This is a genomic window from Bacillus manliponensis, from assembly GCF_000712595.1.
GTDB lineage: Bacteria > Bacillota > Bacilli > Bacillales > Bacillaceae_G > Bacillus_A > Bacillus_A manliponensis.
The window spans coordinates 154,402-180,445 of the sequence record NZ_JOTN01000005.1 but is presented as its reverse complement, the minus strand read 5'-3'; the positions used below and the strand labels follow the sequence as shown (position 1 = coordinate 180,445).

Below are 26,044 nucleotides of genomic sequence, written 5' to 3'. Positions count from 1 at the left end.
ACATCCCCCTCTATTTCGCTTCTGGTGGTACAAGCTTATCTGGAATTTCAATTCCAGCCTCTTTAAAATATTTATAAGCTCCTATATGTAACGGAACAGAAATACCATCTAATGCCGTTTCCAATTGAATGTTTTTCGCTGCACTATGCACTCCATGCATCTCATCTAAATTTTCGTATAATGTTTTTGTTAGTAAATACACCGTTTTTTCATCTAACTCACTTGATACAGATAAAATATTGGGTTGCGCAATCGTTTGAATGTCTTTATTCACTTTCGGATACGTCCCTTTCGGAATTACAAAGCGATACCATGAATGAGATATTTTATTAATAGCTGTCAATTGTTCATCCGTTACTTCTAATACAGAAGCAGGTACCCCACTTGCATACATATCAGTAATAGCCGAAGCTGGAATTCCAGCTGGTAGTGATCCCCCATCTAGCCTGCCATCACGCATTGCAGAAATCGTATCATCATACCCTAAATATTCCGGAGTAATATCTTTCTTAGTTAACTGCAAACCTTCCATCATAACTAATGTAGATTGTTCAGCCCCACTTGCTTGCGGTCCGACTGAAAATCGGTTTCCTTTTATATCTGAAATCGTTCCAGTTTCAATTTCGTCGTTCGTTAACACAAAATGCTCAACATTTGGCCATAGCATTGAAATCGTTCGTAAGTCTTTATAAGGTTTATTCTCAAATACTCCTTCGCCGTTATATGCATCCGTCGCAATTAATCCTTGTAAGATCGCAAGCTGTGCTTCTCCTTTTTTTAACAAATCAACATTTTCAATTGAACCTGCTGAAGATTGTCCACTTGCTTGAATATGCTCCCCCTTCAAATGCGTACTCCAAATATTGGCCATCCCCACACCAATTGGATAATATGTCCCTCCTGTTGAGGCTGTCGCAACGGATACGAATTGTTTATCTTTATTTTTCATAGCTGACTGAAAACCTACTAATACGATTAAAACGACAGCAACTACAGTGAATAATACTTTTATATTTTTCCTCTTCACGCATTGTCCCCCCTCTTTTTTGTAAGCGCTTCAAAAACTTGTAATACAAGTATACAATTTTACAATCAAAAATAAAATATATTTTTAGAAAATTCTATTTATGGGATAATTAGAATTTTAAAAAAAGCTACCTATGAAGGCACTTGTGCCCACTCAGGTAGCTCTTTTTTACGGATATTGTAATCCCTCTGCTTCTTCTTTTGTAACTACAATATAACGTTCTCCTGTTTTTAGTCCTAACAATTCCGCCTTTTGAATTGCTTCTTCTTTCGTCTCCGCATATGCAGCTAAGTATTTCTCTCCGCCAATCACTTGACAAATTACGTATGTTTTCATCATGCCTTCTCCTTGTATACTGTCAATTCATTATTATGTATATCATCATACCATTTTCATCCCGCTATTTACGAGCTGTAAGGCTCTCACCTCAAAACTTAATAGAAGGAAAAACGTTTAGGTGAAGGTAAAAAACATAAAAAAAGAGAGGAACACTCCTCTCTTCCATTCATGACTATATCATGTTAGTGCGTGTACCCACCACCAAGTTGTTGCTCTGCCATTGCAACAAGGCGTTTTGTGATTTCACCACCAACTGAACCATTTGCGCGAGATGTTGTTTCTCCGCCAAGTTGAACACCAAATTCTTTTGCGATTTCATATTTCATTTGATCGATTGCTGCTTGCGCTCCTGCTGTAGCGTATTGATTTGAATTACGAGTTTGTCTTGCCATGTTTTTTCACCTCCTTTGTCAATTAAAATGTGAAACATAGGAAGTGAATATACATTATTTTTCATGTTAATTTTTTCCAAACAAATAAAACATACTCTTCATTAGCAGACAACCCCAACTTAATCGGAGTACAAATAATAAAAGGGCCACTTTTTCGTGGCCCTTTTGGTTATGAACTTACTACATATAACTCATTTCTTCTTAACTTTGCGATATCTTCACGAAGTACATGAAGTGCATCATTACCAAACCATTCAAGCGAACCGAAGTGCTCAGTCTCTTGAATTTCGCGAAGAATCTTCTCGTAATCTACTACTCCTTCAAATAGAGGCACCATACCTTCTCTTGTACCAGCAGAAGCGTATACGTTATTTGGTTCAAAAACATGCAAGAACCTTTCTGAAGAAATATTTTTCAAATGATAGTGTTCCACCCAAGGCTTTAATTGCTGAAAACTATCAACCGGATCGGCTCCAGATTCCCATATGTGAAGGAAATCTAAATTGATTTTCAGTGCCGGATGATCCACTTCCTCTAACACTTGTAACGTCGAATGAAGACAATCCGTTAACGTATTTGGATGCGTTTCTAATAACAAGCCTATATTGTGCTGAGCAAATAATTCACATAGAAAACGCAATCGTTTTACATATTCTTCACGCTCTTCTTTTGTAACACTGAAACTCGGCTTTTGACCAGAAAATGTACGAATCTTATCTGTACCAAACCATTTTGCAAGTTTTACTAAACGATTCGCCTTCTCGATTGTCTTCTCGAAATCAGCTGCTAGCGAAATATCTAAATAATCGCTAATCATTGTAATTTTCATACCATAATTCCGTAAAACTTGTAGCTGCTCCTCTGTTGTTTGACGATCTTGCTCATATAAATTATGGGCATGAACACCCCAAAGTTCGATTCCTTCAAAACCGTTTGCATGCGCAAATCGAACAATGTCCGTAAAAGAAATTAATTGATGACGAAATGAAATGGTACATAAGGAATATTTCATCTATTTATGCTCCTTTTTATCATAATAGGCAGCTATTATAAGCCAACCTGTTCCTTCGTTCTTATTTCTTTCCACTGGATAAACTGGCGCTCTAGCTCCTCTTTCATTTTCAGCTCAACTTTATCCATTTCATCAAGCTTTTCGATAATTGAAGGCAGAAGTGCTGTATTTTTTGTCATCGCCATTTTAATTGCTTTATACTGTACATTCGTAAATCCTTGTACAATCTCTTCGACACGATCGCACCAATATTCAAATTCGTCTTCAGAATATCCAATTGCTTCTTGGAAATAAGCAAATGCATGTTCATAGCTATATTTTCGAATTGCTAAAACAGGAATCTGCTTTACTGCTGGTATTAAGTTAGAAAGTGCATCCTTTTCTACCATATTCACAATTAATTCTTTCAATCTAACTGTTAACTCATTATAATCTTTCTTGAATGTTTCAAGGAAATATGTCTCTAATACTTCTTGTTTTGGCTCTTGAACCGTTGGCACATCAATAAAGAAACCACCACCAAACGGGTTATTAACAATAGAATCAATAACTTTCTCTTTCTCCATATTCCCTTCCCAACGGAAGTCTGGATCAAACATAAACCATTCGTTTTCATTTTCTGTTTCCGATATCATTAAATAGTGCGGAAATGGCTTTTGATGAAATTTATTTTCACGCTCCGGCAATAGAGACATATCTACCATTACCATCACGTAACGATCTTCAGGTTTTGTTTCTACTAAATGTAAAAATGTTTCTAAGTTTTCTTGTTTACTTTTTGAATCATCATACCATTTATGTACTTTTAATCCATATAGTTGTTCATACCAATATAAATAGGAATCGTGATTAATATTATCAGAGTGATAAGAAATCACACCTTCTTCTGTAATATCGAAATCGCCATCCCATAAGCCAAAATAAAATGGGCGATAATCTACTTTACTACGTCTTCTAATGATTTCACAGAAGCAACTGACTACACAATGAACTTTAATTTCCATGTTCTCTCACCTATGTTCTATAAAATGTTAGTTGTTTTCTACATGCAGTGGCTGTAAACTTTCCATAAAATCGAGTAATGAACCGACTGTTTCAAACGCTTTTGGATCCACTTCATCATCCGGAACACATAGTTGTAAATCCATTTCAATATGAACAATAAGCTGCAGCATCATAACAGAATCAATATACAAATCTTGATTCAAGCGCATATCCTCTTCGATATGCGTTATATTTTTTAGTTCTAATTTCTCTTTTAAAATCGTAAATAAACTATCCTTTAGCTCATTTCGGTTCATACTGTTACATCTCCCATCTCTAACAACTTACGACTTACTTTTCCTGTCGCATTTTTCGGTATTTCTGTCACACAAAGAACTTCGTGTGGTACTTTGTATGGTGGTAACTGAGCTAAACACCACTCCCGAATCTCATTTGCATCCATACCTTCTTTTGCAACAACTTGTGCTTTTACGATTTCACCCATAACTGGATGTTTTCCGCGATAGACAACCGCTTCTTTAATCCCATCTAGACGTAACATCGTTTCTTCTACTTCCAACGGAAATACTTTTAAACCAGATACGTTAATAACATCATCCATACGACCAACAAAGTGAAGACCACACTCACTTTTGTATCCTAAATCTTGTGTATAAATAACTTTATCCCCTATCGTAACAATTATTTCTGTTGGGTTCTCTTCCTTGTCACTCGTCTGAACAACAGTATGTCCAAGCGGATATCCTAAATCTAAATGTGACTTCATATCTTTACAAATACTAATGCAACCTGCTTCAGAACAGCCATACTGCTGCATCATAAACGTTGTCATCTTTTTTAATTTATGAAACAGTTCTTTTGGAAGCGGCGATCCTGATGTCATAACTTTATGAAATTGGAACACTCCTTGTGGAAAACTTCCCATAATATGAAGCATAAGTGGCACTGCATATACAATATGCTTCGGTACTTCACGAATGATATTTAACGCAAACTTTGGGTTTTTATTTGTCACAATAATTGGTTCGCTACCTCTTGCAAGTGCCGACAGCGTTCCACATATTAAACCATATGAATGTGAAACAGGTGCTAATACAATTGGTGTCTCATCCACTTCACACGCAAGTTCTTTATTATATGCTTCTATTTCTCTATCAATATCTGTCCATGCCCTTTGAATAAGCTTTGGAGCTCCTGTCGTACCAGAGCTATATTGGAATAAAGAAGGTGTTGTATCAATAAGCGCTTCACCTTCAATGGATTGAAACTGTTCCGCTCCGCCATATAATAATCCAATACAATTTGCATCAGCTGCCATGCTATATGCTTTTTCTTTTGGTGTTTCTCCATGAATTAATAAAATAGAACCACCATGCGCTTTTAAAAAGAATACAAGTGTAAGAACATCAAATGGGTCTGCTATGCATAATGCAAATCTCTTTCCTTCTAGATTTTGAAAGCACTCCATTTTTTCATACATTGCTATGCGCGTCTGAAATTGTTCTTTACTATATTGTTCTCTATTAACCTTTAACATAATGTCCCTCCATTTCAAGATTGTACAAGTTCTTTTACTGCATATAATGGATTTGGAACTTCATGGACAAGCGCTTCATCGTCGACATATAAGCGACGTTTTGTTAATTGTTCAGCATGGAACGTTGGTACAAATAAATCGAGTTGATTCAAACGTTCCTGCAAATGTGGTCGACGTGCAACATGCGCCTCTAATTGTTCTACAACAAGAGTCCAAAACTGTTCTTCGTTATATCCATACTCATCTTCTAACATCATTGCAAGTTCCCCAAAATTAAATAGGAACAGTGCATCTAAAAGCATTTCTCTCATGCACGCTAAACGATCCATTTCAAAGAAGTCATTTAGTTTCCAATTTTTATATACTTTATGAATCTTTGTAAAATCAGGACAGCTTCCTGGATCTTTTAAAAATTCACGGTAAAACTCTACTCCTTCATGAAAATCTTTTAGCGCAACCCCGACAGGTCTACCCTTTTCATGAATCAGCACCATATTTTGCCCATGTGATTCAAGTGCAATACCATGCTCTACTAAAAGATGAACAACTGGCATCACTGCTTTTTTAATGAGCTCACGAAGCCAATTCTCAATCCCATTCTTTTCAAGCCATGGATTAATAATAAGTGCACCGCCAAGTTCTTTTCCGTACAATGCATTAAACGGCATTGCTTCTTCCTTACCTTGTAAATACGGGTGAATGCTTTCACGAAATACACAGCCGAGTGATCCGTATGTAGAAGATGATGGTGGATCATATGTAACACCAGCAAACTCCTTTAATAAAATAAGACGCGTTTCTTCTTTAAAATAAGAATCGCTTTCTACAATTTTTTGTAACCAGTTTGAAATAACTGGTGCACTTACAATCGAATGTGGCTTTAACGTTCTTAGTGTAGATGTATTTAACAAATTCATTGAAAGCTTTATATACGGTTTATGCTGATTTGAATCATTATAGAGCGTACGCATCGATTGCTGCGGACGATACTCATCTTCTGATTCTCCTACAAAAATAATATATTTATGATATAGATGCTCTACATAGTTTGAAACAATGTAATTCTCCCATTGCCATGGATGCACTGGCATGAATGTATAGTCTTCTAATTTACAACCTATGTTACAAAGAACAGAACGAAACTCCTCTAACTTCTCCTGACCTAGCTCCTGTTGCAATACTTGCTCAAAGTCTTCATCGTGAGAAGCTGCAATATCTGTATATTTATGATGAACAGCAATCCAAACAAGTTTCATCGTTTTTTTGAATTCAAAGCCATATTCAAAGTTATCGGCATATGTGAAACCAATGCGCGCCTTATAACTTGGATGATATGGGTGCCCATCAATAAGACTACTTTCTAGTTCGTCATATGCTTTTCCAAGTAATATTTCCCTTTGTTTCTCTCTTTCATGCTGAGCAATAGTATCTTTAAAAATTGTTTGCTCTAGTTCTCTCGTAAAAGATTGTAACTTTTGCTCATCTACTTGAGTTGTACCGAAAACGTCACGTAAAAACTGAGCAATAGATGTTGCTTCTTCGCTTTTATTCTTTTCTGTTCTTATCACTGGCTCATCATACAAACGAATACGTCCAAATGTCATTCTTTTACGTCCACGGCATTTGTATGTAACCATTTCACCAAAACATGTATGTCCTTCTATGTAAAAGATACATCCTTCTCCATCTTGAATCACTGCTGGTGAAATTAATTTCTCATAAATTAGAGACTCTATTAATTGACGAAAAACTCTTCTTCTCACCTTTTCATATTGTGGTGATTGGATTGCTTCCATCACTTTTTTCTGTTGCATGCTTTTCACTACAATCCCTCGCTTGAATTCCATTATTTTCATATTACGTGAAATTTTATGAACAGCCTACCTTAACGAACAATTGCCTCTTCACGACTATGTACAAATTCCGTAACGAGAGGGTTATCAATTTTCACATAAATCGCTTGTTCTAACGGACTAATTAACTCATCTACATCATAAAAACGTGTTAGTAAATTTGCTTTACATGCTAACTTGTCTTCTTTTAATAATCCATCTAAAAATTGTGAATGCTCACGATCATATGGTACAAATCCCTCTAATGCCTTACGTAATTCTCCAAGAAGAATACGTTCATCAATTAATTCTGCTACACCAAAACCATTAATAAGTCCAAACATATGGTTGAAAATTAAGTAATAACGGAAACGCTCATCTGCAATGCGATCATCGTATAAATTATCGCTCTCCTCACCGATCCCAGGTAACTCAGCATCTAGTACGTCTTTCATTGACTTACAGAAATAAAAACCTTGATTATCTCTAAAATAAAACTTAGCTGGATAACCATCTTGCAGCGTAACAACGCTATTTTGTTGATGCGCTTCTAATGCAATTCCGTATGTTACATGTAGCCATACCATCGGTTTCAAAGAAATATCTAAATAACGACGGAACCAATCTAAACTTACTTCTCGAACACTACGTGCTTCTTTTTTCGCAAGTTCCTCAATAATATTGGCAAGTCGCATCTTTTCCCCAGGAAGTGCATCTTGAACTAAAGCTGCAATAAGTGTCGCATTTTTTGCATGTTCTCCGCGAAAGACATTTTCACGAATAATCACTTCAAAACCAGATTCCATATCGTTATGTAATGAAAGTGTCATATACGCTGGATCACATATAAAATCGAAGCCTGGGAACTCTTCCCTCACTCTACCAATTCCCGTCTCTAATAGTTTCTTTCCTTCTACACCGCTATCTAATTCTTTTAATTTATTAACACGAAGTGAATTTGTTACTTTTACTGGGAATGAAAACTTCAGCATATAATTTGAATCTGGGTGATATAACGTTCGTAGCGAAGATGTTGCCATATATTCTTTTCCAACTGCTCCTAAATATTGCAATACCTCTTCATCTATCCACTTTTTCACATGAGGCTGATGTAATAACCATTCTGCTTGAAGTGGGTGAATTGGAATCAATGAGTATTCATCTTCCTGACAGAAACTTTCAATAAACTGAGCCGGAATTGACGAATCTGTTTTTAACTCATCCTTCATAATTTCAGTAGATGTTTGTAAGAAAGCCGAATCTTCTTTCACAATACTTTTGTGTGCTCTAAAATAATGAAGCTGAAACTTCCCTTTTAATTCAGGTGAATATGTTGAATTTTTCCAACTTACAATTCCTTGTCTACTTTTTGGCGTTGGATGAGTTAAATGCCCAAATAAAAGCGCCTGCTCTGCATCAATAAAATCCGTATCAACGCCATATAACAATTCCTTATCTTCTGCTCGTTTCTCAATAAACTCTTTTATATTATGACAGCTTTGGATAACTCGTAATACGAGCTCATCACCGTTTGTATTTTCTCCATGTTGTAACGACATTTCTTTCACTAGCAATGTAATGATTGTTAAATAATCTGCCTTCACAAACGAAGCATTTCCAACTTCATAATAGGAGTGTTCTCCAAATATATGTCTACCTGTTGGTGACATATATTTTACTGCAGTGTATAGAGTAATATTTTGCAATGGTAAACGGCAACGTAAATACATATCTGCAAAACTAGTAATCGATACATGAGAAAGACATTTTTCAATTTCCTCTCGATCTACTAACCAGTCTCCACTTCCTGTCTCACGTAAATAACAATTTAAAAAACTTTGCATCGTTGCCTGTTCTGCGATATGCTTCGCATCCTGCATGTTGGGTCCTCCTCTTTTATCTTGTCACAAATGAACAAATCCTTTTTTATATAAAACATATACACAACAAACGATAATAACAATTCCTATAACACGTTCATCAATAACAAAGATAAATACGTTTCTTTCACATTTATTATAAAAATTATCCTAAGAAATTGATTATCATTATCACTAAAGATTTTAATTGATTATCATTTTCAATTCAAGAGGTTATTTCAGAATTCTTCTTTTATTCTAAGGAATCCATTATAATTTTCTCAACTTTTTTCTCAATATTAAAAATCTATATACACAACCCCATTATTATATAAAATAATATTCTTTATGCTTAAAAAGACCATTCTAGGTCGATTGTTTTCTGATATTTACAACTATTAATTGTACTATAGAAGGTATATAAAAAGCCAACAATTTAACCTAATGTTGGCTATAGTCCCATTATTTTCTTTCTTTTGCCGTATTAAACATTTGTGGTAATGTCACAAATCTTGCGCCTTTTGAAGTAAGTTGTGGAATCGTTTGATCTAAAGACTCTAAAGAAGCTTGTAAGTTTAAACCTGGTCCAGAATGTTGCAAAATCACACTCCCAGGAAACGAATTTCCCACCGCTTTATTTACAATGTCTTGAACATTTGTCGTCTTCCAATCTAACGTATCCACCGTCCACTGTACAATCATATTTTTACGATTTGTCGCCCATGCTACTTGCTTTTCAGTAATTGCTCCGTAAGGTGGCCTTATAAATTTTGGTTCGTACCCAGCAAGCCCTTTAATAATCTTCTCTGTTTTTGTAATTTGCTCTTCATATTGTGCATCACTGAGTTTCTCAAAGCTCGGATGGTCGTATGAATGATTTCCAATTACATGCCCTTCTGCTGCCATTCGTTTCACAAGATCCGGGTACTTCTCAGCGTTTTGTCCTAACAGAAAAAACGTCCCTTTCACTCCATATTTGTTTAGTGTATCTAACATTTTTGCTGTATATGTCGCATCGGGTCCATCGTCAAATGTCAAAGCAACCTCCGCTTTATTATGCGGGCCAGAAAACGCATATGCATATTTCTCCACCCACGGAAATGGCGTCCATGATCCTCTATATAAATCTTCCGTTTGTGTAGGCATTGGCCATTCATATGAATAATTTTGCTGATATACTGGATATCCTGCTTGTGAGTAATTTGTATACTGTGGATAATAATTTCTCCAATAATACGGATTACCAGAATAATAATGATACATATTTCTACCTCCCCATAAAATAAAGTGAAACTTCAATCCGCGGGGTCATGCCCCACGGATTGTTAGCCCGCAAATAGCGGGATAAAAAACACCCATGTAGTTTTTATATGCGAATGACCATAATTTTGTTAGTCAATATGCTTCTTATCCATAAAAAAACACCGTTCAATTGTGAACAGTGTTTTTTTATCATATTCTATTTCTTAAGGATTTGTAGACCATAGCCCTGCTGATTTAATAAAAGTACGTTTATTTAATTTCAGCTGCGCTACTACAAACTCTGCAATATCTTCTGCTTGCATTACCTTTTCTGGATTTCCGTCTGTTAAACCGATATCAATTGCCATATCCGTCGCAACTGTACTTGGTGTTAATGCAGTTACACGAATGTTATGCTTTCTTACTTCCATCGCTAACGATTCTGTTAAACCAAGTACACCAAATTTAGAAGCACTATATGCACTTGTTAACGGTGCACCTTTTTGCCCTGCAGTTGATGAAATGTTAATGATATCGCCTGATTGTTGTTCAATCATACTTGGAAGAGCTGCACGAGTTGCGTAATATACACCTAATAAATTTACACGGATAATCTCTTCCCACTCAGCAACATCTAAATCTAAAAACTTACCAAATTTACCAATACCAGCGTTGTTCACTAAAATATCAATAGATCCTAATCCATCTTTTAATGTTTCAATCGCTTTCGTTACATCTTCACATACAGATACATCAGCAGTTGCAATAACAGCCTTTACACCTTCAGCCTCTACTTCTTTTGCAACAGCCTTTAAACTTTCTTCTGTACGTGCTAAAAGACCTACGTTTACACCTTCTTTTGCTAAAGCAATTGCGATTGCACGGCCAATTCCTTTTCCTGCTCCTGTAATAATTACATTTTTTCCTTGTAATGATTGTGCCATTAAAAACACTCCTTACTTCCTAAATTTCTCATAGTATGAATGATATCTACATGCGCATGAAATTGCAATTATAACGCACTGGAATTTAAAATTTGTAAACTGTTTACTTACTTAACGATTTGAAATCCGTAGGTTAACAATTTATGCGTTTCCGTAAAACGCTTATATTCGCTATCCGTTCCCATTACAACTGTAATTAATCGTTTCTTCCCTTGTACAGCTGTTCCCGCAAAACAATAGCCTGCACTGTCTGTAAAACCTGTCTTCATCCCATCCATGCCTTCAAAATACACATCACTGTTTGCTGTATTTAACATTTTATTTGTATTTTTCACAACGATATTTTGAAACGCAAGTTGACTCTCTGTAAGCTTTGTCACTTCTAATATTTCTGGATAATCTTTTGCAAGACGATATGTTAGTGTTCCAACATCAGCTGCTGCCATCTTTGTCTCTGTTCCATCTGGATTTTGTAATCCTGATGCATTTACAAATACTGTTGCTTCAGTTAACTTTAACTGCTTCGCTTTTCCGTTCATTAATACAACAAACTCTTCTTCCGTACCAGCAATATGTTCAGCTAATGCAACAGCTGCATTGTTTGCTGATTGAAGCATTAAAGCGTAATACAAATCTTTCACCGTTAACGTACTCCCTGGCTGAACTGGAATACTAGCCCCTACTGTATATGCTGCTTTTGCACTCATTTGCACTTGATCTTCCCAATGAATGTTCCCTTTTTTCACATTCTCTAATACAAGGTATGCCGTCATCATTTTTGACATACTAGCTGGTGCAAGTGCTTCTGCTTCATTATGTTTATACACCATTTTTCCGTTACTCGCATCTATAATAACAGCTGCTTTCGCCTCCATAATTGGCTCAGGAATTTGCGGAACAGGTTCTTCTTTTTTCTGTTCTTTTACTACCTTCTCTTTTTCTTCCTTTTCTATCTTTTCTTCAGCTTTTGTTACTTCCTTCTTTTCTAGTACTCTCTCTTGGAAAAAGAACCACCCTGCAACTACGCTAAAAATGATAGCTAACAGTATAACAATTCTTCCCCACCTTGTTTTTTTCACTATGCAAAACTCCTTCATTACATTATCTCCCTTTTACGATAGCAACTAAAATGTAATAGCGTCAAGGGAAAAATTGTATTTTCCAAACCTGCTTATAAATTCTTTGTATTATAATAATAGAAAACACATCCTTTTATATTGATATAAAAATTCTTAATGAAAAGGACTGATACAATAATGTACTTTGATCGATTACAAAAAGGAGATACAATCGGCATATTCTCTCCATCTGCACCTGTAACCTATACTGCACCAAAACGATTTCAGCGAGCAAAAACATTTCTCCAACAGAAAGAATTTGAAATTGTTGAAGGGAATTTAACAGGGAGTTTTGATTTTTACCGTTCTGGAAGTATTCAAGAACGCGCAGAAGAATTAAATACTCTCATACGTGACGAAAACGTAAAATGTATTATGTCAACGATTGGTGGTATGAATTCAAACGCTCTTTTACCTTATATTGATTATGAAGCTTTTCAAAGAAATCCTAAAATCATAATTGGGTATTCTGATGTAACTGCTATTTTACTTGGCTTATATGCAAAGACAGGCATACCAACTTTTTATGGACCTGCTCTCGTCTCTTCTTTCGGTGAGTTTAAACCATTTGTCGATTTCACTTATAAGTATTTTAAAAACATTTTAATAGACGAACAACATATTCCGTACGAACTACCAAAACCACCATACTGGACGGATGAATTTAGTAACTGGGAAGAGAAAACACACGAAAAAGAAAAACATAATAATGATTTGATTTGTGTAAACGAAGGAATTGCGACAGGAAGGTTAATCGGTGGGAATTTAAATACGATGGAAGGTATTTTTGGTAGCCCCTATATGCCTGAAATAAAAGATGGGGATATTTTATTTATAGAAGATAGCGCGAAAAATGCAGCTATTATTGAAAGGAGCTTTTCCTTACTAAAACTAAATGGTGTTTTCGATAAAATTGCTGGTATTATTCTTGGAAAGCATGAACAGTTTGACGATCTTAATAGTAATCGAAAACCATATGAGATTTTGTTAGAAGTACTATGTGACCGAAAGATCCCCTTCATTGCTGACTTTGATTGTTGTCATACACACCCAATGCTAACAGTTCCAATTGGTGCAAGCGTTGAACTGGATACCACAAAGAAAACTGTAAAAATTATGGAACAGTGGATGAAATAGAAAAAAGGAGTCTATTCCGGACTCCTTTTTACGTTATTTATAAAAACTGTTACTGTCCTAAGTTTTCAACTTTCGTCTTCAAATCTTGTAACTGTTGTACTGTTTGCATCAGCTCTGAGTTTTGGAAATCAGCTAAATTTGCTTTTCCTTCTTCAATGTTTTTTGTTGTAGAATCTATCAATTCATTCAATTGATTGTTATAATCAACAATTTGCTGATGAATATCTTTTGCAAAATCTGGCGGCGTTAATTCATTAAATGCTTTGCTCTCTTTTTGAAGATCTTGTAATTTTGTTTCTAACTCTTTACGAGCCGCCTCATCATTTACTGCATCTTGTGCTAAAGTTGTTAGTTCACCAGCAAATGTACCTACATGATCTATATATGTAACCGCTTCGTTTGCATAATCAAGAGAATTTTTCCCTTCCTCAATAACTGAGCACCCTGTTACCGCTAATAACATCATCATAAAAAATAAAACTATTTTTTTCATTCCATTCCCTCCTACTTACAAATTAGCATTTCTTTCCTGCTAGTTTCAACGTCTAGTATGCCACAATTTAAGACTATAAGCTAGCATTCAGTCTTAACAGTTCTGTCTATTACTTTATTCGATAAACATATAGAAAAACCTGTAAAAATAAAACAAGCTACTTTACCATTTAGCGGTAAAACAGCTCCCCTTCTAAGCACTATGTTCTATTTGTTTACCTTTTTCTTTTTTCTTCATACCCCAATTCCTCATTTTCTTTATCGTCCCAACAAGTCCTGTCGGAAATACTAATAGTACGATAATATATAACATCCCAAGAATAATTGTCCATCTCTCAAAGATTGGATACTCCGATGCAAGCTCTGATAAATAATATTTTAATGATTCAATAATACCAGCTCCGGCAATTGCTCCAACTAATGTCCCTACTCCCCCAATTGTCGTCATTAATAAAGCATTCAGCGTCATATCAATTGAAAATAGTGTTGTATTGACAAAACGAAGCGTGATTACAAACAGCCCCCCACTAATTGTTGCGACAACCCCTGCTACTATACTAGCAATCACTTTATAATGGAGTATTTTATATCCAAGCGCCTCCACCCGTTGTTCATTTTGCGAGATTGCTTGTAACACTTTCCCAATAGACGATTTTGTAAACAGCCATAATAATAAAAAAATGACAACTAGGCATACAAGAGTAATGTAATAAAATGTGAAGCGATCACGAAACACGTCTGGCACACGAAATGTAAATCCATCTCCTCCATGTGTAACGGAACGCCACTTTTCAGCAACTACGAAAAATAATTGTGAGATTGCAAGAGTTAACATCGCATAAAAATGACTTTTTAATCGCAATGAAAGCATACCGATGATATAACTTACAATAATAGAGAAAACAACCCCAATCACCATACTAAGCAAAAAGTTTAATATAGATGGTTCTTGTCTATCAAAGAATAGCGCAACAGAATATGCGCCAATCCCAAAAAACATACAATGCCCAAATGATACAATCCCTGTATAACCGAGCAAAATGTCAAAACTCATTGCGAAAATAGCAAAAATAAAGATTTGCGAAAATAAAATTAACATGCTTCTTGAATCATTAACAAGTGGAAAGAGTAGTAGACAAAGTAAAATTGTTAACCCAAAATACAGTTTCCCTCGACTTAGTGACATCATCATGAGCAGCTCACCCCTTTTCCGCAACAAGTCCTGTTGGCTTCACAAGTAAGACAAACAGTAGCATTAACATATTGACTGCAAGAGATAACTCCGGTATATAATACGCAGTAAAGGCGCCGGCAAGACCAACAATTAAAGATGCCATGGCGGATCCTTGTATACTTCCAAGTCCTCCAATAATGACAACGATAAATGCTAAAATGGCGTACTGCATACCCATCTCTGCAAAAATAACACCGGAATACGGAGCAAGTAAGAAGCCACCTAATGCGGCCATACCAGCACCTAGTAAAAATACAAATGAAAAGATTGCCTTTACATTAATTCCGAGCGCTTGCACCATTTCTTTATCAATTACACCTGCTCGGATCATTAATCCGATTTTCGTTTTACGAAGTAGTAACAATAATCCAATATACATGATTAGTCCAATAGCAATAACAAACAAACGATATTTAATTAATATAATCCCATCAAATGTAAAGCTCCCTTGCAGCCAAGACGGTAGTTTCGCTCCAATCGGATTCGGTCCCCAAAATATTTTGATGCACTCTGTCAGGACAAGCATTCCTCCGAGCGTAACAAGAAGCTGACGAACATGATTTCCATATACGGGCCGAATTAAAAACCTTTCTAATGTCCATCCAAGTAGCATCCCCATGGCAATTGCACCGATTAATGCGATTATATAACTACCTGTTATATGAAATAACCATACTCCCATGAAAGCTCCCCATGCAAATAAACCACCATGTGCAAAATTTAAAACGCTCATTAAACCAAAAATAAGCGTGAGCCCAGAGGCTAATAAAAAAATTAACATCCCTGTCGAAACGCCGTTTACAAATAAATTAACGAACACATCCACACGCTATGCCTCCCCGTATTTTCGTTACGAGATTCCTAAATATTTATGACACGCTTCTTTATCCTCTTTTAATTCGTTCATTGGACCATGATGTACAATTATTCCGTTATCCATAATATAAAAATAATCACCAATTTGACTCGCCATCATAAAGTTTTGTTCCACAAGTAACACGGTCGTCTTTTCTTTCATCTTTAAAATCGATGTCATCAATTTTTCAATCATGATAGGAGATAGCCCTTTGCTCGGCTCATCAATTAAAAGTAAACCATCGCTATTAATATATGCCCTTGCAATTGCTAACATTTGCTTTTGTCCACCACTTAATAATCCGCTCTTTTTATGCCAAAACTGCTTGAGGTCCGGAAACAATTCTAACATCCACTCTACCTTCTCATCCGTTTCTTTATTTTTATTTAATTGAGCCAGAGAGAAAGTCTCTTCAACCGTTAAATCAGAAAAAATCCCTTGATTTTCCGGCACATACCCAATTCCTTTACGTGAAATCATATGTGTTGGTAAGCTATTTATCTTCTCACCATCGTAATGCACCGTTCCATTTGAAACTTCATAAAATCCCATAATAGAGCGAAGTGTTGTTGTCTTTCCAGCTCCGTTTCTTCCAAATAAAACCGTAATCGTTCCCTTTTCCACTCCAAATGAAACGCCTTGTAAAATGTGAAATTCATCTAAATACGTTTCTATATTATCCACCTGTAATAGAGTCACGATATAATCCTCCTAAATAAGCCGTTTGCACCCGTTCATCTTTCATCATATCCTCAGGCAATCCTTCAGCTAACAATTCTCCGTGGAATAATACGATAAGATGGTCCGATAAATGTACAACCATGTCCATTTTATGCTCAATTAAAACAATCGTATTATCGCTGTTGTTTTTTATATTTTCAATTACTTGTAAAATTGTCGGAACTTCTTCAACGGAAATACCAGCTGTCGGTTCATCAAGAAGTAAAACATCTGTTTGAAGCGCTAACAGCATCGCTAGTTCTAATTTTCTTTTCTCTCCGTGTGCTAAATCTTTCGCTAGTACGTTCTCTTTCTCATGCAGCAAGACGGTTTCTAAAAGAGTTTTCGCTTCTTTTGTTTGTTGTTTAAACCTACCTATATTCGGAAAAAAGCTATAATAATCTTGTTTAAATGACTGCACACTCAATCTAACATTTTCCAGTACCGTTAACTGTGGAAAGATATTTGTCAGCTGAAACGAACGTCCAATGCCAAGCCGGGTTCTTTCTGCAATTGAGAGCTTTGTAATATTCCGCCCTTTAAAAAACACTTCTCCACTTGTTGGCATAAGCTGACCACTTAACAAATTAAAAAGAGTTGTTTTCCCTGCACCATTTGGACCGATAATAGAAGTTAACTTTCCTTTTCGCACTGTTAAATTTACATTTTGAATAACATGGTGCTCCCCAAAAGAAATAGACAGATTACTTGTCTCTAGCAATTTCTCCACCACAAATCCTCCCTACAAAGGAAAGGAAAAGGAATTTCTTCCTTCCCCCTATTTATTTTGAATTGCTGGCGCTGTCTCTTTCATTGTTAATTCTCGGTTTAACACTGGAACTGGATAATCAAATCCTTCTTTCGTTTCCAACGCAATCGAGTAAAGCGCTTGCAAAGCTTGATGATCTTCTGGTCGGAATTTCATTTTTCCTTTTGGTGTTTCAAATTCCATTCCTTCCATCGTTTTAATAAGCGTATCTACATCTGTATCCCCTTTTGTTTTCTTTAACGCTTCCACAATTGAAATTGCTGCCGTCATACCACCAGCTGTAAATAAGTCTGGTACAGCTCCATCAAAACGCTTTTTATGCTCTTTTACTAACCAATCGTTCACTTTATTATTTGGAAGTGTATGATAATACACTGTAAATCCTTCCATACCTACTAATGCATTCATCGTTTTTAACGCTGCTATATCTGGAGCACCTGTGGAAATTTTAATTCCTTGTCCTTCTACATTCATATCTTTCAGCTGCTTCCATGGTGAATTCGCTCCCGCCCACACAACAAATAAATAATCTGGTTTAGAACTAATGATATTTTGAATATTTGCTGTGAAATCAGTAGAATTTAAATCAGCATATTGCTCATTTACAATTTCCGCTCCCAATTTCTTTGCCCCACCCTTAAAGGCTGCGATTCCTTCACGTCCAAACGCACTATCTGGAGCAAGCGTTGCGATTTTTACACCTTTTTTTGCAATTGCTGCTGCACCAGCTACTGCGTCTTGTGAAGAATTTCGTCCTGTTCTAAAAATATATTCATTCCAGTTTTTACCCGTTATACTATCTGCCACCGCTGGCTCAACGACCATAATCTTTTCATATTCTTCTGCAAGTGGTAGCACAGCTAACGTATCACTAGAACTTGACGAGCCCACTAAAAAATCAACCTTATCTTCTTCTAATAGTTTCGTAGCCTTTTTTACAGCTACATCCGCTTTCGTTTCCGTATCTTCTACAACGAATTCAATCTTTTTGCCTTCTATTTCCCCAGTTCCACCTGTTGCATAATCAAGTCCTAACTCAAAACCGGTTACCGTCTGCTTCCCATACGCTTCAAGCGGACCAGTTAAAGAAGCAAGCACACCTACTTTCACCGTTTCCTCTTTACCTGTACTCGCCTTTTCCCCTGAACAAGCCACTGTTACAAGCATGGAACTTAATACACACCCTGTAAACATCACCTTTAGCCACTTACGTTTTTTAGCCATCTCCCCGATTCCTCCCATTTTTTACTCTCCCAAAAGAATCAACTATGCCAAAAAAAGGTTCGTAATTATGACTATTTGCTTATACACGACACGAACATTACTACAAATTTTATGGTAACACTACATTCTCTATTTTTTTCCAAATCCCTTCCAATGGAAACAGTTTATTTTAACTTTACAAATTATTACATTTTTATCTCCATAACCGTACTTATTTGAATAAAGTACGACATAGACCTTTTTAAAAATTGACATTTAAAAGAAAAAAGATTAAGATTACCATAAGTAAGTAACTAACTTATAGTAAAAGGAGTGATAAACATGAAAAACATATTATTTCGCATTAATATGTTAGCGAAAAAAGAAAAACAATTTGGTTTAACAAACTCTGAAAAACAAGAACAGCAAATGTTACGCGCAGATTATATGAGAGTATTCCGAAGTAGTTTAGATACAATTTTGCTAAATACAACAATTGTGGACCCAAACGGAGAAAATGTTACGCCACCATCTTTACAACTAGCAAAGGAACGTGTGAGCGTAAGCAAATGAACTTAATTAATTATAAAGATAAAGAAGAACCAACATAAAAACAATGCTGGTTCTTCTTTATCTTTATTCAGATTCTAACACTTGCAAACCTTCTCTTAGCTGCTCTTTATTTAAGTCCTCCCCAATAATGACAAGGTTCGTTGGAAAACCAAAATCTTGCTCTAACAAAGACGGTACTCCAAACGAGTATTGTAATAAATGTGGATATTTATCACCATGAAATTTCACAAACCCTTTTACACGATAAATACCTTCTGGTAAGTTTGAAAGCCAGTCATATAACTCGTCTTGATCGATACTTTTCGTAAATGGGTATGTCATTGTTCCAATATGTAAATGATGTTTCACATGCAGTGATTCGTATTCCTCATTTTCCTCTACAATCACTTCCTCTATATCCTGTAAAGATATATTACAATACTGTGTTTCTTGTAATTTTGCTTTATGATTTACTTCTCCAATTTCACCAAAAACTTGTGCCTTTTCTTCCTCTGTTAGTAAATCACTTTTATTTATAAGAATATAGCTACCATACTTTACTTGTTCATTTAGAAGTTGCTGTACACTTGCGCTTAACGTACGACGCTTTAACCATCTCGGTGCATCTACGACAACAATTGTTGATTTCACTTCCACATAAGGCGCTAATACCGGGGATAAACATGCATCTAACACTTCAATTGGATGCGCGACACCTGTTGTTTCAATGTAAATTACATCAGGCCTCTCCTGCTGATATAAAGAATGTAACTGAATTTCAAGCTCCTCTTTCATCGTACAGCAAATACAGCCTTTTAATAGTTCTCTTAGTACATTCTCTTCCCCAACAATTTTTGTATCAACAGAAAACTCACCAATCTCATTCATTAACACAGCAACTTTTCGCTCTTTCTTTTTTTCTGCTAACAACAAATTTTGTAGTAACGTCGATTTTCCGCTTCCTAAAAATCCACCTAATATATGAATTTCTACTTTCTTCATGTCATCAACCGTCCATTTCTATGTAAAATACAAAACGTAACTATTCCGATTTATATTGTATTAAAAGAGCTCTCATTTGTAAACAAAGCAGATGTGCAAAGTATTTTGGACAAGAGCCGCATATCTTTCTCAAACTAGAATAAACTATTTTAGGATATATTTACAATAAATACAATTGTGAGGGATTGATTATGAAAAAAGGTATCGATCGCGTCGTACTAATTGGAACTGGAGCTGTTGGCTGTAGTTATGCATATTGTATGATTAACCAAGGTACAGCAGAAGAATTTGTACTTGTTGATGTAAATGAAGCAAAAGCAGAAGGTGAAGCGATGGATTTAAGTCATGCCGTTCCGTTTGCACCTTCACCTACAAAGGTTTGGAAAGGAAGCTACGATGATTGTAAAGACGCAGATCTTGTTGTCATTACAGCTGGGCTACCACAAAAACCAGGTGAAACTCGTTTAGACTTAGTTGAAAAAAACACGAAAATTTTCAAACAAATTGTTCGTAGTGTGATGGATAGTGGATTTGATGGCCTCTTTTTAATTGCAACAAATCCTGTTGATATTTTAACGTATGTAACGTGGAAAGAATCTGGACTGCCGAAAGAACGTGTCATCGGGTCTGGTACAACGCTTGATTCTGCTCGTTTCCGTTATCTATTAGGTGAATATTTCGAAGTTGATTCTCATAACGTACATGCTTATATTATTGGCGAACACGGTGATACAGAACTTCCTGTTTGGAGCCACGTCTCTATTGGCATTCAAAAACTCCAAACAATCCTTGATAGAGATAACGCCCATAACCAAAGTGATTTAGATGATATTTTCATCAAAGTCCGAGATGCCGCCTATCACATTATCGAACGAAAAGGTGCAACATACTATGGTATTGGCATGTCACTACTTCGGGTTACAAAAGCGATTTTACATAATGAAAATAGCGTGCTGACTGTGTCGGCTTACCTTGATGGTCAATACGGACAAAATGACGTATACATCGGTGTTCCCGCTGTTATTAATCGCCAAGGTGTTCGCGAAATTTTAGAAGTAGATTTAAGCGAAGAAGAAGAGTTACAATTTGATCACTCTGTAAAAGTATTAAAGGAAACGATGGCCCCTATCCTATAAAACATGGATGAGCTCGCTTTTTCGAGCTCATCCAAATATTTGTGCTGCAATTCCGTAAAGATTTTCGTTTCGCTGAAGTAACGTACTTCCATTACGTACCATGATTGGCGGCTGTGCCACTTTATAAAAACCTTTCTTTTGTAAAAAAGAAGTAAGCTCTACTTTATTTTCTGGAGTATCAATCCTCAACCTACCATTATGACGATGAGATAGCTCATATATAATTAGCACTGCAACCTCTTCACAAAAAGCAACAATAGGCCCTAATATTAAGTTGGCTGGTGTTTGGATACTAAGGCCAAATCCTACTATAGTACCGCTTCTATTTTTCACAACCACCGTTTGTTTCGCTTGCTTTATCCTCACTTTTAAAAATTCACTGCGATCTACCCCGTTTGCTTCTTCATCAAGTTTCCTTACATGCAAGAAATCCTTTTCTTCATAATTAGTAATTTCGTACTCGTGAAAAGTGATTCTTTCACATATAAATTCATCGCATAAATACTTATGAACAGAACTCACCACTTGAAAACCTAATTTTTCATACATTGGCTTTCCATCTGGTGTTGTAATTAACATAATCTGTTTATCATCACCTACTGATTGTATACAAGCTTCCATGACTCTTTTTCCAAGCTGTAATCCCCTATAATTAGGATGAACAATTACCATTCCTATAGAAGCCAGTTCACCTGCATAAGGAATAATAGCTGCGCTTGCAATAACTTTCCTACTTTCATGTATGTACCCATAAACCTTTCCTACGCTTAAAATTGTTTCGATTTCAAACCGATCATAATCCCAGTCAACGGATTGTGACAACTGTATCAGTTGTTCAATATGTTGCTCATTTAATAATTGTAGAGAATGATTCACTATACCTCTCCCCTTTGTTCAAACCTATAAAAAAATCGTGACACATACTTGCAAAAGGTGAATCAAAGTTGCTATACCTTGTCCATAATTATACTAAATACACTCTACTTGTTTCACTTAATAAATTTTCGAAAATTAAGACTAACACTCTTCTCTTTTATTATCACTTATATAATGTTATAGTAGGAAACACTTCTCTTTTTACATACTCATGAAGCAAGTAGAAAAATCATCCATATAATTAATTACATATAAGGAGAGTGCAAATATGAACAAAAAAATCGTAACCGGAATCGTATGCCTTGCTGGTGTAGGACTGCTCGCTGCATGCGACAACGATGCAACAGCAGATATTTCTAAAGAAACATTCAAAATTAGCTTAAATGAAGCGGTTGAAATATTCGAAGAAAAGCATCCGAATGCAACAATTACATCTATTAACTTTGATAAAGATTTTGGCGAATATAGATATGATATTGAAGGTGTAGATAATTCAAAAGAATATGAAATAAGTGTAGATGCAACTTCAAAAGACTTAAAAGAAAAAGAAGAGAAGTTAGACCGTGAAGATGCAAATGGTCAAAAGAAACGAAACGAAGCATTAAATTTAGAAAAAATCATCTCGCCGCAAGAAGCAATGAAAGCTGCTTTAGCAGAAATGAATAACAAAGGAAACGCTGTAGAATGGTCGATAGAGCAAGAATTACAAAATACGTATTACAGCGTTCAAGTGAAAGATGGCCGTACAGAAACTGAGGTAAATGTTTCTGCAACCGACGGAAAGATTCTTTCGGTTGAGACAGATCAATAAAGTGAAACTTCACTCAGTGGGGGGTTCTTCATCCCCTACTGAGTGTTAGTTGAACCAATCGGGCTTTTACGGGCTGTTAATCTCCAACCTAAACTTCTTCGCTTTTTCTTGAATTTTGAGGCGGGAGTCTTACAGCTCGTTAATGCGGGATATAAAACTAATGACAAATTAAACAATAAAAAATAGCACTTATCTCTTATTCATTAAGTGATAAGTGCTATTTTTTATTACTTCTCTAGCTCACTGTACTCTGGATAATCACAGTACTCAATAATCGTCCCTTCTGTATCAGCAGGGTTCAAGTAAACTAATCTTCTACCGTGCTTATTTATACGAAGTGTGTCCTCTAATATTCGAATACCTTGCTGTTTCAGTTCTTCGATTGCTTCATCTAAATTATCTACTCGGTAAGCAATATGATGAACACCTTTACCCTTTTGTTTAATAAACCTCGCAATTGGTGACGTCGTATTATTTGTAGGTGCAAGTAATTCAATCCGATCGCCATTCACTTCTAAAATCGCAATTTCACTTTCTACACCTTTTGCATCACTTCTGTAACGATCTATTAATTTCCCGGCTAAAACCATTTCATAAAACCGAACACTACTCTCCAAATCACGAACAGCAATGCCGATATGATCCATTTTCTTCTCCATGTCATTTCTCCTATTTGTTTTTATATAAAGTAGCCATCCTCTGAAAAGAGAAACAAGATGGCTAATTATATAACATTATACGATTTCATCACTATACAATTCATGCAACTTTATATTATGGGTTTGGAAGTTTTTCTAGCCTTTCTTCTGCATTTTTTGATAATAATATATTTAAAATCCCGATCATATTGTTTGTTTCTTGACGTGCATGAGCATAAGCATAAGCGTCTGTAAAAGCTTGTGACATATTTATTTTTCAAACACAAAGTTCATTTTATTATCTTTCCACTCTAACTTCGCATCAAATGTTTTATCATTTTTCGTAAAACCTTTAATTACATCGGTCTGCTCACCTTTTAATAACTTCGCTACATTCTTTTGTGAAATTGTTTTTCCAAGTATCTTTTTTGACATGGTGAAATCACATTTTGTTGTGTTGTAGTTAGAACAACCGTAAAACGTTGATTTGTCGATGACATCACCATCACACTTTTTACATTTCCCAACCTTTTTACCAGTTGTAAATTTGGAGCCTTTTCGCTCAATTGATTGTACATTTAGCCCTGTGAAATCCCATTTCTCCGACATTTCAATCGCATCTTCAATAATTTTTGCAGATAACTTTTTCGTCTGTTCCATAAATGTTGCTGGAGAAGCTTTTCCTTCCCCAATTTCTGCAAGGCGCTGCTCCCACTTTGCCGTCATTTCTGGAGAAGCTAATATTTTATCCCCGATTGCAGTAATGAGCACTTTCCCTTTATCTGTCGCATACACTTGGTTTTTCTTCACGTCAATGTACTTACGATCCTTTAGCATCGTTATAATACCTGCACGCGTCGCCTCAGTACCATATAAAAAAAATTATGAGCTTAAATATATTGTACATTAATCACTAACAGAATTATATATATAGCAGAATTTTAAAAATTATTTATGCACATAAATAATTCGCTATTTTCAATATAGAGATAATTTTTTATAATCTATATGAACAATTAATTCATCATTTATAGGAGGCGTTCTTCATAAAAAAGTCAATAGCTAAAGAAGATAATATTCTTCCTTTTAATGAAGATATAACAGAGAAAATAAAGTTTATTATGTATCCTGTATGGATTAGTATTGGGAGGAATGTACAAAGGGAACCTATACAAAAGAAACATGCCACATTAGCTATAAAAATACCTATGACTAAACAGGTTATTATTCACCCTCTAACAGATTTCTTATTTTCCAAATGGAAACATAGATGCTACAATACGATGAAAATACATGCACAAAATTTAGCAGTATTCTTAAACTTTCTTCTAAGAAAACAAAAGAGTTACAAACTATATTCTCTAGAACATTTAAATTTCGAGCATGCGATTTGTTTCTTAAACAATTTGACTTTAGAAGGAAAATCTAGAGCAACTGTTCTAAGTTATCGGCGTACTATAAAAGAGTTTTTTATCTACCTTTCAAAAAATAATTTGAACAATACTTTATCAACAAGTAATGAACATTTAATTAGTTCTAAAAATTCTATTGTAGACTACATTAACACTCAATTCGAAGGCATCATTGTCCCTTCATCAGAAAAAAACAACATCGAACACGATATACCACATATTTATATTTTAAGATTTTTAGAAATTGTATTTGAGGTAGCAAATCCTATTGCATTAGGGGTCTACATGCAAATATTTGGTGGTTTACGCGCTGGAGAAGTAGTAAATATTAGAACATCCGATATTAAACTCATAGGTCCTTACGGTCAAGATGGTTTGCTTTTAAATGTTAAAAATAGTATTAATCGAGTTGATATTAAAGATGGATCAGGATCGAGTTATGTCAAAAAGCCAAGAAATCAATTAATTCTCGGGTTTAGGGATTGGTTAAGACAATTATATAAACTACACTACCAACAATATGTAAAAAACTCCAATACTAATGCTATCTTCCTTAATAAAAAAGGCATGCCAATGACTGGTGCTAGTTATCGTTACTATTTTACTAACGCAAAGAAAGCCTTTATAAATTATTTAAAACAATCCCAAGAGCCAAATGACAAAATAGCATCCATTTCCCTAAGCAATATCAACTGGTCTACACATATAGGTAGAGGGATTTTTACCAACATGCTTGCAGAAGTTGCAAAAAACCCTCAAGATGTCGCACTTTTACGCGGAGATGATAATATATCAAGTTCACTTGACTATATGGCAAATACAAAACGAATGAAAACCAATTTAGAGCATTACCTTAATCAACTTTATATTGATACCGAAATAAAACTATAAATTAGAAT

At 35.4% G+C, this 26,044-nt stretch carries 26 protein-coding genes and 1 pseudogene; 5 read left to right on the top strand and 22 right to left on the bottom strand.

What is annotated here, in order from left to right; all coding sequences use genetic code 11:
* Nucleotides 1–10: 10 nt before the first annotated feature.
* The 12 genes from BAMA_RS08285 to BAMA_RS08235 form a co-directional block, all read right to left on the bottom strand.
* On the bottom strand, nt 11–1,027 hold the full coding sequence (locus BAMA_RS08285; RefSeq protein ID WP_034638201.1) for a TAXI family TRAP transporter solute-binding subunit: 1,017 nt from the start codon (nt 1,025–1,027) through the stop codon (nt 11–13).
* 168 nt (nt 1,028–1,195) lie between these two features.
* Nucleotides 1,196–1,363, bottom strand: a complete 168-nt coding sequence (locus tag BAMA_RS23900; RefSeq protein WP_084157939.1) for a DUF3933 family protein — start codon at nt 1,361–1,363, stop codon at nt 1,196–1,198.
* Nucleotides 1,364–1,548: 185 nt separating this feature from the next.
* Nucleotides 1,549–1,758: an alpha/beta-type small acid-soluble spore protein gene (locus BAMA_RS08280; RefSeq protein WP_034638199.1), complete on the bottom strand. Its 210-nt coding sequence runs from the start codon at nt 1,756–1,758 to the stop codon at nt 1,549–1,551.
* Nucleotides 1,759–1,927: 169 nt separating this feature from the next.
* Nucleotides 1,928–2,770 carry a sugar phosphate isomerase/epimerase family protein gene (locus BAMA_RS08275; RefSeq protein WP_034638196.1) on the bottom strand — a complete coding sequence of 281 codons (843 nt, stop codon included), beginning with the start codon at nt 2,768–2,770 and terminating at the stop codon, nt 1,928–1,930.
* 35 nt (nt 2,771–2,805) lie between these two features.
* The gene (locus tag BAMA_RS08270) at nt 2,806–3,774 is read right to left on the bottom strand and encodes a DUF6005 family protein (protein WP_034638195.1); all 969 of its coding nucleotides are present in this window, start codon (nt 3,772–3,774) and stop codon (nt 2,806–2,808) included.
* A gap of 27 nt (nt 3,775–3,801) precedes the next feature.
* Nucleotides 3,802–4,071 carry a petrobactin biosynthesis protein AsbD gene (gene asbD, locus BAMA_RS08265; protein WP_034638193.1) on the bottom strand — a complete coding sequence of 90 codons (270 nt, stop codon included), beginning with the start codon at nt 4,069–4,071 and terminating at the stop codon, nt 3,802–3,804.
* Complete coding sequence (locus BAMA_RS08260) at nt 4,068–5,312, bottom strand: AMP-binding protein (RefSeq protein WP_034638191.1); 1,245 nt, start codon at nt 5,310–5,312, stop codon at nt 4,068–4,070. The genes asbD and BAMA_RS08260 overlap by 4 nt, the downstream gene beginning before the upstream one ends.
* 14 nt (nt 5,313–5,326) lie before the next feature.
* On the bottom strand, nt 5,327–7,126 hold the full coding sequence (locus BAMA_RS08255) for an IucA/IucC family protein (RefSeq protein ID WP_034638388.1): 1,800 nt from the start codon (nt 7,124–7,126) through the stop codon (nt 5,327–5,329).
* A gap of 71 nt (nt 7,127–7,197) precedes the next feature.
* Complete coding sequence (locus BAMA_RS08250; protein WP_034638189.1) at nt 7,198–9,024, bottom strand: IucA/IucC family protein; 1,827 nt, start codon at nt 9,022–9,024, stop codon at nt 7,198–7,200.
* A 441-nt stretch (nt 9,025–9,465) separates the two neighbouring features.
* Nucleotides 9,466–10,266: a peptidoglycan-N-acetylglucosamine deacetylase gene (locus BAMA_RS08245; protein WP_034638186.1), complete on the bottom strand. Its 801-nt coding sequence runs from the start codon at nt 10,264–10,266 to the stop codon at nt 9,466–9,468.
* 203 nt (nt 10,267–10,469) lie between these two features.
* Nucleotides 10,470–11,189: a 3-ketoacyl-ACP reductase gene (locus BAMA_RS08240; protein ID WP_034638183.1), complete on the bottom strand. Its 720-nt coding sequence runs from the start codon at nt 11,187–11,189 to the stop codon at nt 10,470–10,472.
* A gap of 107 nt (nt 11,190–11,296) precedes the next feature.
* Nucleotides 11,297–12,268 (bottom strand): D-alanyl-D-alanine carboxypeptidase family protein, encoded by a 972-nt coding sequence (locus BAMA_RS08235; protein ID WP_034638181.1) that lies wholly within the window; start codon nt 12,266–12,268, stop codon nt 11,297–11,299.
* A 177-nt stretch (nt 12,269–12,445) separates the two neighbouring features.
* On the opposite strand from BAMA_RS08235, the gene BAMA_RS08230 reads away from it, so the two are divergent.
* Entirely contained in the window at nt 12,446–13,444 is a 999-nt protein-coding gene (locus tag BAMA_RS08230) for a S66 family peptidase (RefSeq protein WP_034638179.1), read from the top strand.
* Nucleotides 13,445–13,493: 49 nt separating this feature from the next.
* On the opposite strand, the gene BAMA_RS08225 is transcribed toward BAMA_RS08230, so the two are convergent.
* From BAMA_RS08225 to BAMA_RS08200, 6 genes are all read right to left on the bottom strand, one after another.
* The gene (locus BAMA_RS08225) at nt 13,494–13,937 is read right to left on the bottom strand and encodes a DUF6376 family protein (protein ID WP_034638177.1); all 444 of its coding nucleotides are present in this window, start codon (nt 13,935–13,937) and stop codon (nt 13,494–13,496) included.
* Nucleotides 13,938–14,129: 192 nt separating this feature from the next.
* The gene (locus BAMA_RS08220) at nt 14,130–15,128 is read right to left on the bottom strand and encodes a branched-chain amino acid ABC transporter permease (RefSeq protein ID WP_034638175.1); all 999 of its coding nucleotides are present in this window, start codon (nt 15,126–15,128) and stop codon (nt 14,130–14,132) included.
* A gap of 7 nt (nt 15,129–15,135) precedes the next feature.
* Entirely contained in the window at nt 15,136–15,996 is an 861-nt protein-coding gene (locus tag BAMA_RS08215; RefSeq protein WP_034638172.1) for a branched-chain amino acid ABC transporter permease, read from the bottom strand.
* A 24-nt stretch (nt 15,997–16,020) separates the two neighbouring features.
* Nucleotides 16,021–16,725, bottom strand: coding sequence for a branched-chain amino acid ABC transporter ATP-binding protein (locus BAMA_RS08210; RefSeq protein ID WP_034638170.1), 705 nt, complete (start codon nt 16,723–16,725; stop codon nt 16,021–16,023).
* Nucleotides 16,703–17,476 (bottom strand): ABC transporter ATP-binding protein, encoded by a 774-nt coding sequence (locus BAMA_RS08205; protein ID WP_034638168.1) that lies wholly within the window; start codon nt 17,474–17,476, stop codon nt 16,703–16,705. The genes BAMA_RS08210 and BAMA_RS08205 overlap by 23 nt, the downstream gene beginning before the upstream one ends.
* A 48-nt stretch (nt 17,477–17,524) precedes the next feature.
* Nucleotides 17,525–18,739: a substrate-binding domain-containing protein gene (locus BAMA_RS08200; RefSeq protein ID WP_034638387.1), complete on the bottom strand. Its 1,215-nt coding sequence runs from the start codon at nt 18,737–18,739 to the stop codon at nt 17,525–17,527.
* 321 nt (nt 18,740–19,060) lie between these two features.
* Here BAMA_RS08200 and BAMA_RS08195 point away from each other — a divergent pair, with 321 nt between their 5' ends.
* Complete coding sequence (locus BAMA_RS08195; RefSeq protein WP_034638163.1) at nt 19,061–19,291, top strand: DUF896 domain-containing protein; 231 nt, start codon at nt 19,061–19,063, stop codon at nt 19,289–19,291.
* Between the two features lie 63 nt (nt 19,292–19,354).
* Here the strand turns inward: BAMA_RS08195 and BAMA_RS08190 are convergent, their stop codons facing one another.
* On the bottom strand, nt 19,355–20,272 hold the full coding sequence (locus BAMA_RS08190) for a CobW family GTP-binding protein (RefSeq protein WP_034638161.1): 918 nt from the start codon (nt 20,270–20,272) through the stop codon (nt 19,355–19,357).
* Between the two features lie 191 nt (nt 20,273–20,463).
* Between BAMA_RS08190 and BAMA_RS08185 the strand changes: the two genes are divergently transcribed.
* The gene (locus BAMA_RS08185) at nt 20,464–21,408 is read left to right on the top strand and encodes an L-lactate dehydrogenase (RefSeq protein WP_034638153.1); all 945 of its coding nucleotides are present in this window, start codon (nt 20,464–20,466) and stop codon (nt 21,406–21,408) included.
* Between the two features lie 27 nt (nt 21,409–21,435).
* On the opposite strand, the gene BAMA_RS08180 is transcribed toward BAMA_RS08185, so the two are convergent.
* The gene (locus tag BAMA_RS08180) at nt 21,436–22,284 is read right to left on the bottom strand and encodes a GNAT family N-acetyltransferase (RefSeq protein ID WP_051758899.1); all 849 of its coding nucleotides are present in this window, start codon (nt 22,282–22,284) and stop codon (nt 21,436–21,438) included.
* 268 nt (nt 22,285–22,552) lie between these two features.
* Here BAMA_RS08180 and BAMA_RS08175 point away from each other — a divergent pair, with 268 nt between their 5' ends.
* Nucleotides 22,553–23,095 (top strand): PepSY domain-containing protein, encoded by a 543-nt coding sequence (locus BAMA_RS08175; protein ID WP_034638147.1) that lies wholly within the window; start codon nt 22,553–22,555, stop codon nt 23,093–23,095.
* Nucleotides 23,096–23,322: 227 nt separating this feature from the next.
* Here BAMA_RS08175 and BAMA_RS08170 read toward each other — a convergent pair whose 3' ends face one another.
* Both BAMA_RS08170 and BAMA_RS08165 read right to left on the bottom strand, forming a co-directional pair.
* The gene (locus BAMA_RS08170) at nt 23,323–23,754 is read right to left on the bottom strand and encodes a VOC family protein (protein WP_034638145.1); all 432 of its coding nucleotides are present in this window, start codon (nt 23,752–23,754) and stop codon (nt 23,323–23,325) included.
* Between the two features lie 249 nt (nt 23,755–24,003).
* Nucleotides 24,004–24,603: pseudogene (locus BAMA_RS08165) on the bottom strand (topoisomerase C-terminal repeat-containing protein); the annotation flags it as partial.
* Nucleotides 24,604–25,016: 413 nt separating this feature from the next.
* Between BAMA_RS08165 and BAMA_RS08160 the strand changes: the two are divergent.
* Entirely contained in the window at nt 25,017–26,036 is a 1,020-nt protein-coding gene (locus tag BAMA_RS08160; protein ID WP_235184435.1) for a site-specific integrase, read from the top strand.
* Nucleotides 26,037–26,044 lie beyond the last annotated feature (8 nt).

Bases quoted from the DNA above. Each gene is read 5' to 3' on its own strand.
- BAMA_RS23900 (WP_084157939.1), bottom strand. From the start codon at position 1,363: ATGAAAACATACGTAATTTGTCAAGTGATTGGCGGAGAGAAATACTTA.
- BAMA_RS08280 (WP_034638199.1), bottom strand. From the start codon at position 1,758: ATGGCAAGACAAACTCGTAATTCAAATCAATACGCTACAGCAGGAGCG.
- BAMA_RS08275 (WP_034638196.1), bottom strand. From the start codon at position 2,770: ATGAAATATTCCTTATGTACCATTTCATTTCGTCATCAATTAATTTCT.
- BAMA_RS08270 (WP_034638195.1), bottom strand. From the start codon at position 3,774: ATGGAAATTAAAGTTCATTGTGTAGTCAGTTGCTTCTGTGAAATCATT.
- asbD (WP_034638193.1), bottom strand. From the start codon at position 4,071: ATGAACCGAAATGAGCTAAAGGATAGTTTATTTACGATTTTAAAAGAG.
- BAMA_RS08260 (WP_034638191.1), bottom strand. From the start codon at position 5,312: ATGTTAAAGGTTAATAGAGAACAATATAGTAAAGAACAATTTCAGACG.
- BAMA_RS08255 (WP_034638388.1), bottom strand. From the start codon at position 7,126: ATGCAACAGAAAAAAGTGATGGAAGCAATCCAATCACCACAATATGAA.
- BAMA_RS08250 (WP_034638189.1), bottom strand. From the start codon at position 9,024: ATGCAGGATGCGAAGCATATCGCAGAACAGGCAACGATGCAAAGTTTT.
- BAMA_RS08245 (WP_034638186.1), bottom strand. From the start codon at position 10,266: ATGTATCATTATTATTCTGGTAATCCGTATTATTGGAGAAATTATTAT.
- BAMA_RS08240 (WP_034638183.1), bottom strand. From the start codon at position 11,189: ATGGCACAATCATTACAAGGAAAAAATGTAATTATTACAGGAGCAGGA.
- BAMA_RS08230 (WP_034638179.1), top strand. From the start codon at position 12,446: ATGTACTTTGATCGATTACAAAAAGGAGATACAATCGGCATATTCTCT.
- BAMA_RS08225 (WP_034638177.1), bottom strand. From the start codon at position 13,937: ATGAAAAAAATAGTTTTATTTTTTATGATGATGTTATTAGCGGTAACA.
- BAMA_RS08220 (WP_034638175.1), bottom strand. From the start codon at position 15,128: ATGATGATGTCACTAAGTCGAGGGAAACTGTATTTTGGGTTAACAATT.
- BAMA_RS08200 (WP_034638387.1), bottom strand. From the start codon at position 18,739: ATGGCTAAAAAACGTAAGTGGCTAAAGGTGATGTTTACAGGGTGTGTA.
- BAMA_RS08195 (WP_034638163.1), top strand. From the start codon at position 19,061: ATGAAAAACATATTATTTCGCATTAATATGTTAGCGAAAAAAGAAAAA.
- BAMA_RS08190 (WP_034638161.1), bottom strand. From the start codon at position 20,272: ATGAAGAAAGTAGAAATTCATATATTAGGTGGATTTTTAGGAAGCGGA.
- BAMA_RS08185 (WP_034638153.1), top strand. From the start codon at position 20,464: ATGAAAAAAGGTATCGATCGCGTCGTACTAATTGGAACTGGAGCTGTT.
- BAMA_RS08175 (WP_034638147.1), top strand. From the start codon at position 22,553: ATGAACAAAAAAATCGTAACCGGAATCGTATGCCTTGCTGGTGTAGGA.
- BAMA_RS08170 (WP_034638145.1), bottom strand. From the start codon at position 23,754: ATGGAGAAGAAAATGGATCATATCGGCATTGCTGTTCGTGATTTGGAG.
- BAMA_RS08160 (WP_235184435.1), top strand. From the start codon at position 25,017: ATGAAAATACATGCACAAAATTTAGCAGTATTCTTAAACTTTCTTCTA.